This window comes from Sphingomonas sp. HDW15A (genome assembly GCF_011301715.1).
GTDB lineage: Bacteria > Pseudomonadota > Alphaproteobacteria > Sphingomonadales > Sphingomonadaceae > Sphingomicrobium.
Window position 1 is genome coordinate 1,131,542 of the sequence record NZ_CP049870.1, and the last position, 15,014, is coordinate 1,146,555.

Genomic DNA, 15,014 nt, shown 5'->3' on the forward strand with positions numbered 1-15,014 from the left:
ATCGGACGTGACGAAAAGCTTCAAGGCCGGCGACAGGGTCGAATGGGACAGTCCAGGCGGTCATTCCGAGGGCAAAGTGGTCATGAAGCTCACAAGCCCGACAAAGATCAAGTATCACAAGGCTGCGGCATCGAAAGACTACCCCGAATATCTCGTCGAAAGCGACACCGGCAAACGCGCCGCTCACAAGCCGTCGGCTCTCACCAAGACTTGACCTGACGCCTTGACGTCACGCTAATCGGCGGATGGCGGATGTTTTGATCGTTGGCGGCGGCCCGGCTGGAATGATGGCAGGGCTCCTGTTCGCTCGCGCTGGCGTCTCCGTGAAAGTGATTGAGAAGCACGGGGACTTCTTCCGCGATTTTCGAGGCGACACCGTTCACCCCTCGACCATGGAGGTCCTCGACCAGCTGGGCCTTCTCAGACGGTTCTTGGGACGGCAGCACAATCGCATAACCTCCGCACGAATCCGGATCGCAGGCCGTGACTGGACCATCGGCGACCTGTCGCACCTCGACACCCCGGCGCCATTCATTGCCATGATGCCGCAGTGGGAGTTTCTCGACTTCCTGCGCGACGAAGCGGTCGCCTATCCCGGCTTCGCGCTGGCAATGAGCGAGCCGGTCGCCGGTTTCCTAGAAGAGAGCGGGCGCATCGCCGGCGTCCGTTTTGCCTCGGGCGGAGAGGAGCGGGCCGGCAAACTCGTAATTGCCGCCGATGGACGCTCGTCCCTCGTCCGCTCGAGCGGGATTCTGCCTGTCGAAACGCTTGGCGCGCCGATGGACGTCCTGTGGTTCGAGCTGCCTAAGACCGACGATGGCGGTGACGCGCTTCGCGGTTCCGTGGAGCCCGGACGTATGGTCGTGCTGATCGACCGGGACACCTACTGGCAGACCGCGTTTCTGATCCCAAAGGGCGAGGAACTGAACGTCCGTGCCCGTGGACTTTGCTGGTTGCGCCAGGAAGTCAGCAAGGCCTTCCCCGGGATGGACTTTTCCGGCGGTCTTGCCAGCGACGACGACGTCAAGCTGCTCAGCGTCTCGCTCGACCGGCTGACGAGCTGGTCGCGGCCGGGCCTGTTGGCGATCGGCGACGCTGCCCATGCGATGAGCCCGATCGGCGGGATTGGCATCAATCTCGCAATTCAGGATGCAGTCGCGGCGGCCAACATCCTCGCCGGACCGCTAGCCGCTGGAGCAAATGCCGACCCTATCCTGATCAGGGTTCGGAAGCGCCGCGAATTTCCAACGCGGGTGATTCAGGCAGGTCAGAAAACGGCGCAGGACAGGATCATTGGGCGCGTTTTGGGGGAGGCCCGGTAAGCGTGCCGCGACTGGTGCGGTTGCTTGATCGCTATCCGCTGCTCCGGCGGATCCCCGGCCGAATCATTGGCCTAGGCGTCCGGCGAGAGCGTGTGCGCTCGCCGAACGCTTATCTGTCAACAGCTTAGGACCAGCTGCTCATTTCTGTTTCGAGGTTCTGGACGATTGCCTCGAAGAATTGCTCGGTGGTCATCCAAGCCTGATCCGGCCCGACGAGGATTGCGAGGTCCTTGGTCATCTTGCCGCTCTCGACAGTCTCGATGCACACCCGTTCGAGCGTCTCGGCAAAGCGAACGACGTCGGGCGTTTCGTCGAACTTGCCGCGGAATTTGAGGCCGCCGGTCCAGGCGAAGATCGACGCGATCGGGTTGGTTGAGGTCGCCTTACCCTGCTGGTGCATGCGAAAGTGTCGGGTGACGGTGCCGTGGGCCGCTTCGGCCTCGATCGTCTTGCCGTCCGGAGTCATCAGGACGCTGGTCATGAGGCCAAGGCTTCCGAAGCCTTGCGCGACCTGGTCCGACTGGACGTCGCCGTCGTAATTCTTGCAGGCCCAGACGAACTTGCCGCTCCACTTGAGCGCGCTCGCGACCATATCGTCGATCAGTCGGTGCTGATACTCGATCCCTGCCTTCTCGAACGCGGCCTTGAATTCGGCGTCGTAGGTTTCCTGGAAGATGTCCTTGAAACGCCCGTCATAGGCCTTCAGGATCGTGTTCTTGGTCGAAAGATAGACCGGCCAGCCACGCTGGAGCCCGAAGTTGAGGCTTGCCCGGGCGAACTCGCGGATCGAATCGTCGAGGTTGTACATGCCCATCGCGACGCCGGCGGAGGGAAAATCGAACACCTCATGCTCGATCTCCTCGCCGTTCTCGCCGACCCACTTGATGGTCAGCTTGCCCTTGCCCGGGACCTTGAAATCGGTCGCCTTATACTGGTCGCCAAAGGCGTGACGGCCAACGACGATCGGGTCGGTCCAGCCCGGGATCAGCCGCGGGACGTTGGCGATGACGATCGGCTCGCGGAAGACGACACCGCCCAGGATATTGCGGATCGTGCCGTTCGGCGATTTCCACATTTTCTTGAGGCCGAACTCCTCGACGCGCGCCTCGTCCGGAGTGATCGTCGCGCACTTTACGCCGACGCCATATTGCTTGATCGCTTCCGCGGCCTCGACCGTGATGCGGTCCTCGGTCTCGTCGCGCTTCTGGACGCTCAGGTCGTAATATTTAAGGTCGATGTCGAGATAAGGCTGGATCAGCCGCTCGCGGATCCATTGCCAGATGATGCGGGTCATTTCGTCGCCGTCGAGCTCGACGACCGGGTTCTTAACCTTGATCTTCGCCATGCGCCTATTTTCCATCGCTGCGGGTGGGATTGGGTGGGGCGATTAGGCGCGAGGCGGCGACAAGGCAACCGCCCGCATTGCCGGGGCGTCCGCGCCTTACTAAGGAGTCGCCATGCCTGCACTCGAAAAGCCCGACAGCCAGCTGACCGCGGTCAAATGGCGATTCCCCTCGGTCCATCCGGAGGGGCGCAAGTTCACCCTAATTTCCGCCTTTTTCACTTTGGTCGCTTTCTGGGCGTTCCCGGACATGATCGGCTGGTTGATGGTCGGCCTGACCATCTGGGTCGCAACGTTCTTTCGAGATCCGGTGCGAACGACCCCCGTCGATCCCAAGCTGATCGTCGCGCCTGCCGACGGCCTGGTGACGATGATTTCCCGCGTGCCCGCACCGGCCGAGCTTGCGGCCGACGGAATGGCCGGCGAATACACCCGCGTCTCGATTTTCATGAGCGTTTTCGACGTCCACATTAATCGATCGCCGATTGCGGGGACGGTCCGGCGCATCGCCTACATTCCGGGCAAGTTCCTCAACGCCGACCTCGACAAGGCCAGCGAGGACAATGAGCGCCAGCATTTCCTCGTCGAACGCGACGACGGGACGCGGATTGCCTTCACCCAGATAGCCGGTCTCGTTGCCCGCCGGATCATGTCCTTCGTGTCTGAGGGTGATCGCGTGGGCGCAGGCGAGCGCATCGGCCTCATCCGCTTCGGCAGCCGGGTCGATGTCTTCCTGCCTTCGGGGACAGGAAGCCTCGTCCTCCTCGGCCAGCGCACGATCGCTGGCGAAACGGTTCTTGGCGAGCTGGGTGTCGATCCCCATCGCAGCGGATCGAGCCAGTAATGGGCGTCCCTTCCGGCGAAGGAGGCGGCCTGCCGCTGCGCGCCTTCATCCCTAACGCTGTCACGGCCATGGCGCTTTGCCTCGGCCTTACCGGCGTGCGGTTCGCAATCGGCGGGGAGTTCGATAAGGCGCTCGCGGCGATCATCCTCGCCGGGGTGCTGGACGGTATGGACGGCCGCATCGCGCGCTTGCTTCGCGCTCAGAGCCGGTTCGGCGCCGAACTTGACTCACTTAGCGACAACATCGCCTTCGGCACCGCTCCGGCGCTGATACTTTTCCTGTGGTCCCTCAACGACGCACCGAAATTCGGCTGGGTCGCGGCGCTTGCGCTCGCCGTTGCGTGCGCGCTTCGCCTGGCGCGCTTCAATGCCCGGATCGACTCAGCGGACCAGCCGCACAAATCCGCTGGATTCAACACCGGCGTTCCGGCCCCAGCCGGGGCGGGCCTGGCCTTCGTGCCCATCTATTTGTGGCTTATCACCAGCGACGAATTGTTTCGCAGTTGGGCGCTGGTCATGCCGTGGACCTTGTTCATCGCTGTCCTGATGATTTCCAGCATCCCGACCTTCAGCTGGACGTCCATCCGGATCCGCAAGAGCTGGCGGCTCATGGCCTTGGCGGGCGTTGCATTGTTCGGCGCCGCCTTGCTCACGGTACCGTGGATCACGCTGCTCGCGATCTCCACAGTCTACCTGGCCGTGCTGCCTTTCAGCATCGCCGCCTACGCAAGGGTCAGGCAGCGGCGCGCAACCGCGGCGGGCTGACGGACCGCTGCGCGCGGCGCTGCGGGTAGCGGGAGGACAGGCGGATCGTCAGGGGCGGGATGGCTTCCACCGGCCGGCCGGCAAGCGCGGCGCGGATCCGAGAGGCTTTTCCTTCCAACGTCGCAGCCATTGCGACAACGGTCAGCCACGCGATGGACAGGAAGAAAACGGTTCCGAGGGCCATGGTCATGTTTCGTTCCTTGCTTGAGCGCCAAACCGAGAAAGGGAGCATTTCGTTCCATTTCGGGCGCTTATTGAGCCTGATGCGTTGTATGTTCTCGCTTTGTTCTCGTCCTGTCAAGAGCCAAAATGGACTTGCCTTTGGCGCACGCCTTGGCTAGGGGCGCGTCATTCCACAGGCGAACCCGTACATAGCGGTGCCGGTCGAAAGGCCGGTGACTTGGGTCTGCCGAGGTATAACCGCGAAGGAGAAATGACATGGCGGCTAATGTCGTCACCATGCAGCAATTGCTCGAGGCCGGAGCGCATTTCGGCCACCAGACCCACCGTTGGAACCCGCGCATGAAGCCGTACATCTTCGGCGACCGCAACGGCGTTCACATCATCGACCTGTCGCAGACCGTGCCGCTTTTCGCGCGCGCACTCGACTTCGTCCAGCAGACCGTTTCGCGCGGCGGCAAGGTGCTGTTCGTCGGTACCAAGCGCCAGGCGCAGGATCCGATCGCCGAGACTGCTCGCGCCTCGGGCCAGCACTTCGTCAACCATCGCTGGCTCGGTGGCATGCTGACCAACTGGAAGACCATTTCCAACTCGATCAAGCGCTTCAAGAGCCTTGAGGAGCAGCTCAGCGGTGACACCGCTGGTCTCACCAAGAAGGAAGTGCTCCAGCTCACCCGCGAGCGCGACAAGCTTGAGAAGAGCCTCGGCGGAATCCGCGACATGGGCGGCCTTCCGGACGTCATGTTCGTCGTCGATTCGAACAAGGAAGAGCTGGCGATCAAGGAAGCCAACGTGCTTGGCATCCCGGTCGTCGCGATCCTCGACTCGAATTCGAACCCGCAGGGCATTGCATTCCCGGTTCCGGGCAACGACGACGCCAGCCGTGCTATTCGCCTCTACTGCGAAGCGATCGCCAATGCCTGCCAGGCAGGGAAGACCGGCGAGCGCCAGTCGAAGGGCGAGGATATCGGCGCGATGGCCGAACCGCCGGCCGAAGCCGCCGTCGAAGCGTAACTTTCAAGAACAAGGAGCCACACCATGGCTGAGATCACCGCTGCTTCGGTGAAGGAACTGCGCGAGCGCACTGGCGCCGGCATGATGGACTGCAAGAAGGCGTTGGGTGAAACCAACGGCGACATGGAAGCCGCCATCGACTGGCTGCGCACCAAGGGCCTCGCCGCCGCCGCCAAGAAGGCGGGCCGCACGGCTGCCGAGGGTCTCGTCGGCGTTGCCGTCGAAGGCACCAAGGGCGCAGTCGTCGAAGTCAATTCGGAGACCGACTTCGTCGCCAAGAACGAGCAGTTCCAGGAGTTCGTCCGCGAGGTCAGCAAGCTGGCGCTCGGCGCCAATGGCGACATAGAGGCGTTGAAGGCCGCGTCCTATCCGGGCGGCGGAACCGTCGAAGAAAAACTGACCGACAACATTGCCACCATCGGCGAAAACCAGTCGCTCCGCCGTACCGCGCTGCTCGAAGTGTCTGAAGGCGCTGTCGTCAGCTACGTCCACAATGCCGCAGCCTCCAACATGGGCAAGATCGGCGTATTGGTCGCGCTCGAAGGTTCGGCGCCGGCCGACACGCTGACCGCTCTCGGCAAGCAGCTGGCCATGCACATCGCCGCGGCCAACCCGCTGGCGCTGAACGGCGACGACCTTGACCCGGCGCTGATCGAGCGCGAGCGCGCGATCGCCATCGAGAAGGCGAACGAGAGCGGCAAGCCGGCCAACATCGTCGAGAAGATGGTCGAAGGCTCGATGGCCAAGTTCCGCAAGGAAAATGCGCTGCTCAGCCAGCTGTTCGTGATGGACAACAAGACCCCGGTCGCGGACGTCGTCGCCGGTGCCGCGAAGGACTCCGGCGGATCGATCGCGCTCAAGAACTTCGTCCGCTTCCAGCTGGGCGAAGGCATTGAGAAGAAGCAGGACGACTTCGCCGCCGAGGTCGCTGCGGCTGCCGGCGTCAAGAAGGACGAGCCGGTCGCCTGAAGACCGCCCGATTACCGAAAAAGGGAAGGGCGGAGCTTCGACTCCGCCCTTTTCATGTCAGCTTATCTTCGCAGCCTCGGCCTTGCAGTCATAAGGAAGGTCCGATCGCTGCAGAAATCGGGCCATCTTGCCGCCCCCTGTTGCCCAAAGATGGTGAGGCGAATTCGCCGTTCACTCAAGTCAGGCAATCAAGGCGGTTGGCATGGCCTCACGCGCACCGTAAAGGCCTTCGCCACTATGGCACGTGGAGGAACGATGACCCGCCAAAGCTTCAAGCGCATCCTTTTGAAGCTTTCGGGAGAAGCGCTGATGGGTTCGAACCCGTTCGGGATCGATCCGCAGACCGTCGCCGACCTCGCCGCGGAAGTGAAATCGGCCAAGGAACAGGGGCTCGAGCTTTGCCTGGTCATCGGTGGCGGCAACATCTTCCGCGGGATGGCCGGCGCCGCGAAGGGAATGGATCGTGCTCAGGCCGACTATATGGGCATGCTTGCCACGGTCATGAACGCGCTGGCTATGCAGAACGCGCTCGAGCAGATCGGCGTCGAAACGCGCGTCCAGTCCGCAATCAAGATGGACCAGGTCTGTGAGCCGGTCATCCGTCGCCGCGCCGAACGGCACCTTGCCAAGGGGCGAGTCGTGATTTTCGCTGCCGGTGTCGGAAGTCCGTACTTCACCACCGATACCGGTGCCGCGCTTCGCGCTGCTGAGATGAAATGCGACGCCTTGTTCAAGGGTACCAGCGTAGACGGCGTTTACGACAGCGATCCCAAGACGACAGTCGGCGCGAAACGCTACGAAACCATCGGCTTTGACCGCGTGCTTGGCGACGACCTTCGGGTCATGGACGCATCCGCAGTGGCCCTGTGCCGAGACAATGATATTCCGATCGTCGTGTTCAATATCCGCCAATCGGGCAACCTCGCCCGGGTCCTGGCCGGTGAGGGAACGGCGACAATCGTCCAGAACGAGGAGTAAGACGATGCCCACCTACGACAAGGCCGACATTCAGCGACGCATGCACGGCGCTGTCGAATCGTTGAAGCATGACCTTGGCGGCCTCCGTACTGGGCGCGCTTCGACCGCCTTGCTCGATCCGATCCAGGTCGAGGTCTATGGCGCGAACATGCCCTTGAACCAGCTCGCGACCGTCTCGGTGCCGGAACCGCGCATGCTCTCAGTCCAGGTATGGGACCGCTCGAACGTGCAGCCGGTCGAAAAGGCCATTCGCTCGGCCGGCCTGGGCCTCAACCCGGTTACTGACGGCCAGCTCATCCGCCTGCCGATCCCCGATCTCACGGAGGAACGACGCAAGGAACTCGCCAAGCTTTGTGGTCAATATGCCGAAAAGGCGCGAATTGCCGTCCGCAATGTCCGCCGGGACGGCATGGATCATCTTAAGACCGACGAGAAGAAGCACGAGATCAGTGAAGACGAGCATCGCCGCCTTGATCAGGAAGTGCAAAAGCTGACGGACGATACGATCAAGGAAATCGACGCCGTGGCCCATGCCAAGGAACAGGAAATCCTCGGCAAGTGACAGTTCGCTCCGCCGTTTCGCGGGGACTGAAACGGCACCGGATAACGGCGCCGGATCCGCCGTGGCACGCCATGTTGCCATAATTATGGACGGTAACGGGCGCTGGGCCTCGAAACGCGGGCTTCCGCGCTCGGCTGGCCATCGTGCCGGTGCCGAGGCGGTTCGGCGCACCTTGCGAGCCGCGGTCGAGGAGGGCGTGGAGGTTTTGACCCTCTACGCCTTCTCCTCGGAGAACTGGCGACGGTCTGAAGAGGAGGTCAGCGACCTCAAGGGACTGCTCCTATACTATGTGGAGCGCGAGCTCGACACGATCGCGAGCGAGGGCGTCAAACTCCGCCTGATCGGCGACCCGGCTGCTTTTGGACCCAATCTTGCCACCAAGCTCGAAACGGCTGTCGAACGCACGAAGGATAATGACAATCTGACTCTCGTCGTCGCTCTCAATTACGGGTCGCGCGCTGAACTGGTCGAGGTCGCACGCCGCTTGGCGGAGAAAGCCGCGAAGGGCGAGTTGCGCGCCGAGCAGATCGACGAAAGACTCATCGACGAGGAGATGCATACGGCAGGTCTTCCACCGCTCGACCTGCTGATCCGCACCTCCGGCGAAGTGCGGCTAAGCAACTTCCTGCTGTGGCAGGCGGCATATTCCGAGTTGCTCTTCGTCGAAACATTATGGCCGGATTTCGACGGCTCCGACTTTCGTCAGGCTCTTGCCGAATTCGCGCGGCGCCAACGGCGTTTCGGAGGACGATGAGCGATCTCGCACTGCGGTCGTTGAGCGGCATCACGCTCATTCTCATCGCGCTCGCGGCGGCGTTTCTCGGCGGATATGTCTTCGCCGTGCTCGCAGCATCCGCGGCGGTCCTGATGTTCGCCGAATGGCGAAAGATCACGTCGGGCTGGGGCTTCGCCTGGTCGGCGGCAGGATTCTTCTACGCGCTCCTTCCCGCTTTGGCGTTGCTATGGATCCGGGACCGCGCGGACCAGGGCTTCGAGCTTTTGATCTGGGTTTTCATCGTCACATGGTCGACTGACATCGGCGCATATTTCGCTGGCCGTGCGATCGGCGGACCGAAGCTCGCGCCATCGATCAGTCCCAACAAGACGATCGCCGGACTGTTCGGCGGGATCGTCAGCGCTGGCCTTGCCGGATTTGCCTGGTCGCAGTTCGCGCATCTCCCGGCTTTGCTCATCTGGGTCGCGCCATTGCTCGCCGTCGCAGCGCAGGTCGGTGACTTGTTCGAAAGCTGGATGAAGCGCAAAGCAGGGGTCAAGGATAGCGGCACTTGGCTTCCCGGCCACGGTGGAGCGCTTGACCGCCTCGACGGTCTTGTGCCGGTCGCGGTCATTACTGCCGCCTTGGTCCTTGGAGGCTATGCGTGAAGACCGTCTCGATCCTCGGCGCAACAGGTTCGGTTGGGACTTCGACCCTGGACATCGTGGAGCGGCATCCCGACCTTTATCGAGTCGCCGCGCTTACCGCCGCGAACAACGTCAACGCCTTGGCCGACGCGGCTGTTCGAACACGCGCCTCGCTCGCGGTTGTCGCCGACGACACGCGATATGCGGAATTGAAGGAGCGGTTGGCGGGCAGCGATTGTCGCGTCGCGAGCGGCCCTGAAGGCCTTCGGGAAGCGGCCGCCGGCGAGGCTGATTGGGTAATGGCTGCGATCGTTGGTTGCGCGGGCCTCGAGCCGGTGATGGCCGCGGTTTCGGCAGGAAAGACCGTTGCCCTGGCCAATAAAGAGGCTCTTGTTACCGCCGGTGCCCTGATGACGGATGCAGCAAGCCGGTCGGGCGGTATCATCCTTCCAGTGGACAGCGAACATAACGCTATCTTTCAATGTCTTGGAACTCGGAATTGTGAAACTGTCAGAAGACTAGTGCTCACCGCAAGCGGCGGACCGTTCCGAACCTGGTCCGCGGTTGCCATGGCCGATGCCACGCCGAAGCAGGCCGTGGCGCACCCCAACTGGTCGATGGGCGCCAAGATCAGCATCGACAGCGCGACGATGATGAACAAGGGTCTCGAACTGATCGAAGCTCATCACTTGTTCGGGCTGCCATCGGACAGGATCGACGTCATGGTCCATCCGCAGTCCGTTATTCATTCGATGGTGGAGTTCATCGACGGCTCCATTCTCGCGCAGATGGGATCGCCCGACATGCGCATACCGATCGCGCACACGCTCGCTTACCCGGCCAGGGTTGAAAGCGGAGCGGAACGGCTAGACCTGATCCGTTTTGGCCAGCTGACCTTTGAGGAACCCGACGAGGCGCGTTTTCCAGCGCTCCGGCTCGCGCGAGAGGCGCTTGAGGCCGGAGGAAACGCGGCGATCGTGCTCAATGCAGCGAACGAGGTCGCGGTCGCCGCATTCTTGGCGGGCAGGATCTCATTCGGTGAAATCGCGAAGATGGCAGAAGAAGCCCTTGCCAGCCGGCCGAATACCTCCCCGGCATCGATCGAAGATGTCATAGCTATCGATGCCGTGGCCCGGCGCCAGGCCCAAACGAATTTGGAAGGCGCGGCCGCATGATTCTCTCGCAACCGCCTTTGTGGCTTATCGTCATCGCGTTCCTCGCGGCGATCGGCCCATTAGTAATCGTCCATGAGCTCGGCCATTATTGGGTGGCGCGCCTTTTCGGCGTCGGGCGGAGCAATTTTCGATCGGTTTCGGCCGAGAAATCGGCGGTTGGACCGACAAGCGCGGGACACGTTGGCGGATCGGCTGGCTGCCGCTTGGCGGATATGTGAAATTCGTAGGTGACAGCGACCCCACGTCGCTCACTCACGAGCGCGATCGGAACTCGCGCGCGAAGGGCCTGCCCTATGACGGCAGGCCGCCTTGGCAACGGTTCCTGATTATCCTCGCGGGGCCAATGGCCAATTTTGTCCTTGCGATCCTTATATTCGCTGCCTTCTTCGCGGCGTTCGGGGTTCCACGGACGTCGAGCACAGTGAGCGCCGTCGTCGAAGGGAGCGCTGCCCAGGCGGCGGGCATTCGTCCCGGCGATCGACTCGTTTCGGTTGCGGGACGCGACACGCCGAGGTTCGAGGATGTAACCCGCGTCGTCAGCATGCGTCCCGGCGAGGTCGTGCCTATCGCTTTCGTCCGGGATGGCCGAGAAATCTCGGTATCCGCAAAACTGGCCCAGGACATGAGCCGCGATCGGTTCGGCCAGGAATTCCGGATCGGGCGGCTGGGAATTTATGGTGGAACGCCGGAATATCAGCGGGTGCCCGCGTACGTTCTGCTTCCACTGGCGGCGGAGCATGTGGGCATCATGGTCGGGGCAATTTTTGATGGCCTTGGTCAAATCATTACTGGAGCCCGCCCACTCGAAGAACTTGGCGGGCCGCTTCGGATGGCTCAGATTGCCGGCCAGCAGGCTTCGCTTGGGCTCCTCGACTTCGTTCAGCTCATCGCCTTCTTCTCCATAAATCTCGGGTTCATCAATCTCTTGCCAGTTCCCGTTCTCGATGGCGGCCATCTTGTTCTCACTGCGCTCGAAGCCGTTCGGCGGAAGCCGATCAGTCCGCGAGCGACAGAGTGGGCATTCCGTGGCGGCCTGGCCTTCCTGCTCACCCTGATGATCGTCGCGACATTCAACGATCTTGGCGCATTCGGGCTGTGGGAGAGCGTTGGGCGCTTGATTGGTTGAGGCCGATGGGGCAGGGCTGGCAGGGCTTTTTCTGGCCGGTTCCAACGGGAACCTCGGCTAAATCATTTGAAGGGCGGGATGCGTGAATTCAGGAAGTAATGCGGTTCGCAGGCGCGCGTGCACCTTGTTGCTGGTCGGTACGATGCTGGGTGGAGTGCCCGCCGTGGCCGAGGCCCAGGATGCGACGAACGCGCCGCAGGATCCCGCAGCTGCCCAGGCCGCTCCGGCCCCGGTAACACCGGCGGCGCCGGAGTCCGGTTCGATCCGCTCGATCTCCGTTCGAGGCGCCCAGAGGCTCGAGCCTGCCACGGTTATCGCCTACTCGGGTCTTCAGCCAGGCCAGACCTACACGACAGAGTCCCTCGATGCCGCCCTTAAGGAGCTGTACGCGACCGAGCTGTTCGCGGACGTCGTGATTTCTGGCGCGGAAACCGGCCAGCTAACGATCACGGTCCGCGAGAATCCCGTCATCAACCGGATTCTTCTGGAGGGCAATCGGCGCATCAAGGATGACAAGATCCAGCCGGAAATACGATTGGCGCCGCGGCAGATTTTCACGCGTTCCAAGGTTCGCGGTGACGTGGACCGGATCATCGAGCTCTACAAGCGCAGCGGCCGCTTCGCTGCAACGGTCGAGCCGAAGGTCGTGGAGTTGGAGCAGAACCGCGTCGATCTCGTCTTCGAGATCAACGAAGGACCGGTGTCGAAAGTCCGGGCAATCAACATCATTGGCAACGAGCAGTACGACGACGGCCGCCTGCGCAAGGAAATGTACACGCGGGAGGCCGGCGGAATCCTGGGAATTCTGCGTCAGAACGACAGCTACGACCCTGACCGCCTGGCGGCCGACCAGCAGAAGCTGCGGGCCTTCTATCTGACCGAAGGTTATGCGGACTTCCGCGTCGTCTCGGCGCTGGCCGAGCTGACCCCCGATCGGCGCGACTTCGTCATCACATACGTGATCGAGGAAGGGCCGCGTTACAAGTTTGGCACCGTCGAGCTGGAAAGCGAAGTCCGCGACCTTAGCGCGGAGACCCTGAAGCCGGTGCTTCCGATGAAGACCGGCGACTGGTTCAATGCCAAGCAGGTCGAGGACGTTGTCACCGGGCTCAACGAGATCGCCGGCGCCCAAGGTTATGCTTTTGCCGAGGTCACGCCCGCCTACGACCGCGACGCCGAGAACCGCGTGATGAACATCCGGCTGACGATCAACGACAGCCCGCGCGTCTATGTCGAGCGGATCGACATCAACGGAAACACGGTGACCCGCGACAAGGTCATCCGCCGCGAGTTCCGGATCAATGAGGGCGACGCCTTCAACGCCGTGCGAATCAAGCGTTCGCAAGATCGGTTGCAAAGCCTGGGCTTTTTCCAGGAAGACCTGGAGATCAAGCAAACCCAGGGTTCCGCGCCGGACCGCGTGGTGTTGAGCGTCGATGTTGAGGAAAAATCGACCGGCGAACTGCAGCTCTCAGCCGGCTATTCGAGCCTCGAGCGTTTCATCATTGCCGCCAACGTCGCTCAGCGGAACTTCATGGGGAAGGGCCAGGAGCTGAATGCCGGGGTGAACTGGTCGCGCTACACCCGGTCGGTCAATCTGGGTTTCACCGAGCCCCAGCTATTCGACAAAAACGTTCTCCTTGGAGCGGACCTGTTTCGCCGTGACTACAATAGCTACAGCACGGTCGACGGCGATCGGAAGACAACGTACTCGCAGGTAAGCACGGGCGGCGCCTTGCGCATCGGCTTCCCGCTAACCGAGTTCTTGAGCATTGGCGGCCGTTACTCTCTCGTCAACGACGAGCTCACCCTTGACGAAGACCGTTACTACAGCGACTTCGACCCGGGCGAAGGCGAGGATCTTCGGTGCGATCCTATCAAGGCCGGCCGCTACCTTTGCGACGAGATCGGCACGTTCTTGACGTCGATGATAGGCTACTCGGTCATTTTCGACAATCGAAACGGAATTCGCGCGACCCGTGGTCAACGCATGATCCTCAGCCAGGATTTCGCGGGTCTTGGAGGGGACACGAAGTTTATTCGGACGCGCGGCCAGGCAACCAAATATTGGCGCCTGCCGAAGGACTTCATTCTTTCCGCTCACATGGAGGGCGGCTACATCCATCCGCTTCAGGATGAGCCTAGCGAGGGCAGTGACGCGGTCCGCCTGACCGATCGCTTCTTCGGCGCCCAGATGCGTGGTTTCGACATTCGCGGAATCGGTCCGCGCATTGTTCGCCAGCCGTATGATCTCGCCGGGGTCCTGCTTGACGACGAGACGGGCAACGATCCGATCGGCGGTCGCGCTTATTATCTCGGTCGGCTCGAACTCGAGATTCCGGTCAGCGCCAATATCCGCAGTTTGGGACTAAGACCGTCGGCGTTTATCGATGTCGGTTCGGTATTCGACATTACCAAGCCCAACCTCGATGACGTTCTTGCCATCTGCACGCCGAACCGGGCAGGACTCGACGTCGTGTTCATTCGGCCTGGCGACGCCAATACGAATTGTCCGGCAGATATCCCTGAGCCCGGCGATCCCGACGACCAGGTCGTCGATTACCTGAAGCTTCCGGGGTACAAGGAATCCTTCCTTGGCAATTCCGCCAAGCCGCGCCTCTCTGTAGGTATCGGGGTCAACTGGAACTCGCCGTTCGGTCCGTTGCGTATCGACCTTGCCAAGGCCCTCCTTTCCCAAGAGGGCGATGAAACCAAGATCTTTTCCTTCAACGTAGGAACTCAATTCTGATGCGTAAGCTCATCACCACACTCACGCTCGCGGGTGCTGCCATTATCGCATCCGCGCCGCTTCAGGCGCAAAGCGCGACAGTGCTCACAGTCGATACCGACCGTATTCTTGCGGAGTGCACCGCGTGCAAGTCCGCATCCAGCCAGATTCAGAGCCAGATCACATCGGCACGCCAGCGTGCCCAGGCGCTCGAAGGCCAGTTGCGTACCGAGGCGCAGGGCCTGGAGGCCCAGGTAAAAGCGCTCAACGGGCGCCAGCCCGACGCCGCCCTCCAGCAAAAGATTACAGCGTTCCAGACCAAGCAAAACCAGGCTCGTACGGAACTTGGCAACCGTGAGCGTCAGATCGAATCCATTCAGGCGCATGTCCAGCAGCAGATCGGGACTCGCGTTGTGCAGATCGCCGAGCAGGTGCGGGCTCGCCGTCAGGCTTCGGTCGTAATGGCCAAAGGCTCGCTGATGGCGGTCGATCCACGCGCGGACGTAACTGGCGATGTTTTGGCCGCGCTGAATCAGCAGCTGCCGTCAGTGAGTGTCACGCCTCTGCCGCAGCAGCAGCAAAGCTCCACTTCAGGTCGGTAATTCAACGGTGGAAACCGATAACGCCGCCATCGGGCCGCTCGACGTC

15 protein-coding genes and 1 pseudogene are annotated in these 15,014 nt (G+C 62.0%); 14 read left to right on the top strand and 2 right to left on the bottom strand.

Translation table 11 applies throughout. The features are described from left to right. The first annotated feature begins 7 nt into the window (after positions 1 to 7). Together G7076_RS05815 and G7076_RS05820 are read left to right on the top strand one after the other, a co-directional pair. Positions 8 to 214: a DUF2945 domain-containing protein gene (locus tag G7076_RS05815; protein ID WP_166201173.1), complete on the top strand. Its 207-nt coding sequence runs from the start codon at positions 8 to 10 to the stop codon at positions 212 to 214. Positions 215 to 245: 31 nt separating this feature from the next. Next, positions 246 to 1,322 (top strand): FAD-dependent oxidoreductase, encoded by a 1,077-nt coding sequence (locus tag G7076_RS05820; protein ID WP_240913894.1) that lies wholly within the window; start codon positions 246 to 248, stop codon positions 1,320 to 1,322. A 124-nt stretch (positions 1,323 to 1,446) separates the two neighbouring features. Here the strand turns inward: G7076_RS05820 and G7076_RS05825 are convergent, their stop codons facing one another. Further along, a complete protein-coding gene (locus tag G7076_RS05825; protein WP_166201175.1) occupies positions 1,447 to 2,667 on the bottom strand; it encodes an NADP-dependent isocitrate dehydrogenase in 1,221 nt (406 codons plus the stop codon). A 112-nt stretch (positions 2,668 to 2,779) separates the two neighbouring features. On the opposite strand from G7076_RS05825, the gene G7076_RS05830 reads away from it, so the two are divergent. Continuing rightward, positions 2,780 to 3,508: a phosphatidylserine decarboxylase gene (locus G7076_RS05830; RefSeq protein WP_166201177.1), complete on the top strand. Its 729-nt coding sequence runs from the start codon at positions 2,780 to 2,782 to the stop codon at positions 3,506 to 3,508. Further along, positions 3,508 to 4,272, top strand: a complete 765-nt coding sequence (locus G7076_RS05835; RefSeq protein ID WP_166201179.1) for a phosphatidylcholine/phosphatidylserine synthase — start codon at positions 3,508 to 3,510, stop codon at positions 4,270 to 4,272. The genes G7076_RS05830 and G7076_RS05835 overlap by 1 nt, the downstream gene beginning before the upstream one ends. Here the strand turns inward: G7076_RS05835 and G7076_RS05840 are convergent. Beyond that, a complete protein-coding gene (locus tag G7076_RS05840; protein ID WP_166201181.1) occupies positions 4,241 to 4,462 on the bottom strand; it encodes a hypothetical protein in 222 nt (73 codons plus the stop codon). The two genes, G7076_RS05835 and G7076_RS05840, sit on opposite strands and share 32 nt — an antisense overlap. A 248-nt stretch (positions 4,463 to 4,710) precedes the next feature. On the opposite strand from G7076_RS05840, the gene rpsB reads away from it, so the two are divergent. From rpsB to G7076_RS05890, 10 genes and pseudogenes are all read left to right on the top strand, one after another. Continuing rightward, positions 4,711 to 5,466, top strand: coding sequence for a 30S ribosomal protein S2 (rpsB, locus tag G7076_RS05845; RefSeq protein ID WP_166201183.1), 756 nt, complete (start codon positions 4,711 to 4,713; stop codon positions 5,464 to 5,466). 24 nt (positions 5,467 to 5,490) lie between these two features. Further along, entirely contained in the window at positions 5,491 to 6,435 is a 945-nt protein-coding gene (gene tsf, locus G7076_RS05850) for a translation elongation factor Ts (protein WP_166201185.1), read from the top strand. Between the two features lie 255 nt (positions 6,436 to 6,690). After that, positions 6,691 to 7,413 carry a UMP kinase gene (gene pyrH, locus G7076_RS05855; protein WP_166201187.1) on the top strand — a complete coding sequence of 241 codons (723 nt, stop codon included), beginning with the start codon at positions 6,691 to 6,693 and terminating at the stop codon, positions 7,411 to 7,413. Positions 7,414 to 7,417: 4 nt separating this feature from the next. Further along, positions 7,418 to 7,975, top strand: a complete 558-nt coding sequence (frr, locus tag G7076_RS05860; RefSeq protein WP_166201189.1) for a ribosome recycling factor — start codon at positions 7,418 to 7,420, stop codon at positions 7,973 to 7,975. An 85-nt stretch (positions 7,976 to 8,060) separates the two neighbouring features. Continuing rightward, positions 8,061 to 8,729, top strand: coding sequence for a polyprenyl diphosphate synthase (gene uppS, locus G7076_RS05865; protein WP_240913895.1), 669 nt, complete (start codon positions 8,061 to 8,063; stop codon positions 8,727 to 8,729). After that, positions 8,726 to 9,358: a phosphatidate cytidylyltransferase gene (locus G7076_RS05870; protein WP_166201193.1), complete on the top strand. Its 633-nt coding sequence runs from the start codon at positions 8,726 to 8,728 to the stop codon at positions 9,356 to 9,358. Before uppS ends, G7076_RS05870 begins: the two co-directional genes overlap by 4 nt. Next, positions 9,355 to 10,512, top strand: coding sequence for a 1-deoxy-D-xylulose-5-phosphate reductoisomerase (locus tag G7076_RS05875; RefSeq protein WP_166201195.1), 1,158 nt, complete (start codon positions 9,355 to 9,357; stop codon positions 10,510 to 10,512). Before G7076_RS05870 ends, G7076_RS05875 begins: the two co-directional genes overlap by 4 nt. Then, positions 10,509 to 11,638, top strand: a pseudogene (rseP, locus tag G7076_RS05880) (RIP metalloprotease RseP). Before G7076_RS05875 ends, rseP begins: the two are co-directional and overlap by 4 nt. Before the next feature lie 142 nt (positions 11,639 to 11,780). After that, positions 11,781 to 14,387 carry an outer membrane protein assembly factor BamA gene (bamA, locus tag G7076_RS05885; RefSeq protein WP_166203421.1) on the top strand — a complete coding sequence of 869 codons (2,607 nt, stop codon included), beginning with the start codon at positions 11,781 to 11,783 and terminating at the stop codon, positions 14,385 to 14,387. Next, a complete protein-coding gene (locus G7076_RS05890) occupies positions 14,387 to 14,968 on the top strand; it encodes an OmpH family outer membrane protein (RefSeq protein ID WP_166201197.1) in 582 nt (193 codons plus the stop codon). The genes bamA and G7076_RS05890 overlap by 1 nt, the downstream gene beginning before the upstream one ends. Positions 14,969 to 15,014 lie beyond the last annotated feature (46 nt).

Coding starts and splice junctions, on each gene's coding strand:
- G7076_RS05820 (WP_240913894.1), top strand. CDS start 246: ATGGCGGATGTTTTGATCGTTGGCGGCGGCCCGGCTGGAATGATGGCA.
- tsf (WP_166201185.1), top strand. CDS start 5,491: ATGGCTGAGATCACCGCTGCTTCGGTGAAGGAACTGCGCGAGCGCACT.
- uppS (WP_240913895.1), top strand. CDS start 8,061: ATGGACGGTAACGGGCGCTGGGCCTCGAAACGCGGGCTTCCGCGCTCG.
- G7076_RS05830 (WP_166201177.1), top strand. CDS start 2,780: ATGCCTGCACTCGAAAAGCCCGACAGCCAGCTGACCGCGGTCAAATGG.
- G7076_RS05840 (WP_166201181.1), bottom strand. CDS start 4,462: ATGACCATGGCCCTCGGAACCGTTTTCTTCCTGTCCATCGCGTGGCTG.
- G7076_RS05835 (WP_166201179.1), top strand. CDS start 3,508: ATGGGCGTCCCTTCCGGCGAAGGAGGCGGCCTGCCGCTGCGCGCCTTC.
- pyrH (WP_166201187.1), top strand. CDS start 6,691: ATGACCCGCCAAAGCTTCAAGCGCATCCTTTTGAAGCTTTCGGGAGAA.
- G7076_RS05825 (WP_166201175.1), bottom strand. CDS start 2,667: ATGGCGAAGATCAAGGTTAAGAACCCGGTCGTCGAGCTCGACGGCGAC.
- G7076_RS05890 (WP_166201197.1), top strand. CDS start 14,387: ATGCGTAAGCTCATCACCACACTCACGCTCGCGGGTGCTGCCATTATC.
- G7076_RS05870 (WP_166201193.1), top strand. CDS start 8,726: ATGAGCGATCTCGCACTGCGGTCGTTGAGCGGCATCACGCTCATTCTC.
- rpsB (WP_166201183.1), top strand. CDS start 4,711: ATGGCGGCTAATGTCGTCACCATGCAGCAATTGCTCGAGGCCGGAGCG.
- frr (WP_166201189.1), top strand. CDS start 7,418: ATGCCCACCTACGACAAGGCCGACATTCAGCGACGCATGCACGGCGCT.
- bamA (WP_166203421.1), top strand. CDS start 11,781: ATGCTGGGTGGAGTGCCCGCCGTGGCCGAGGCCCAGGATGCGACGAAC.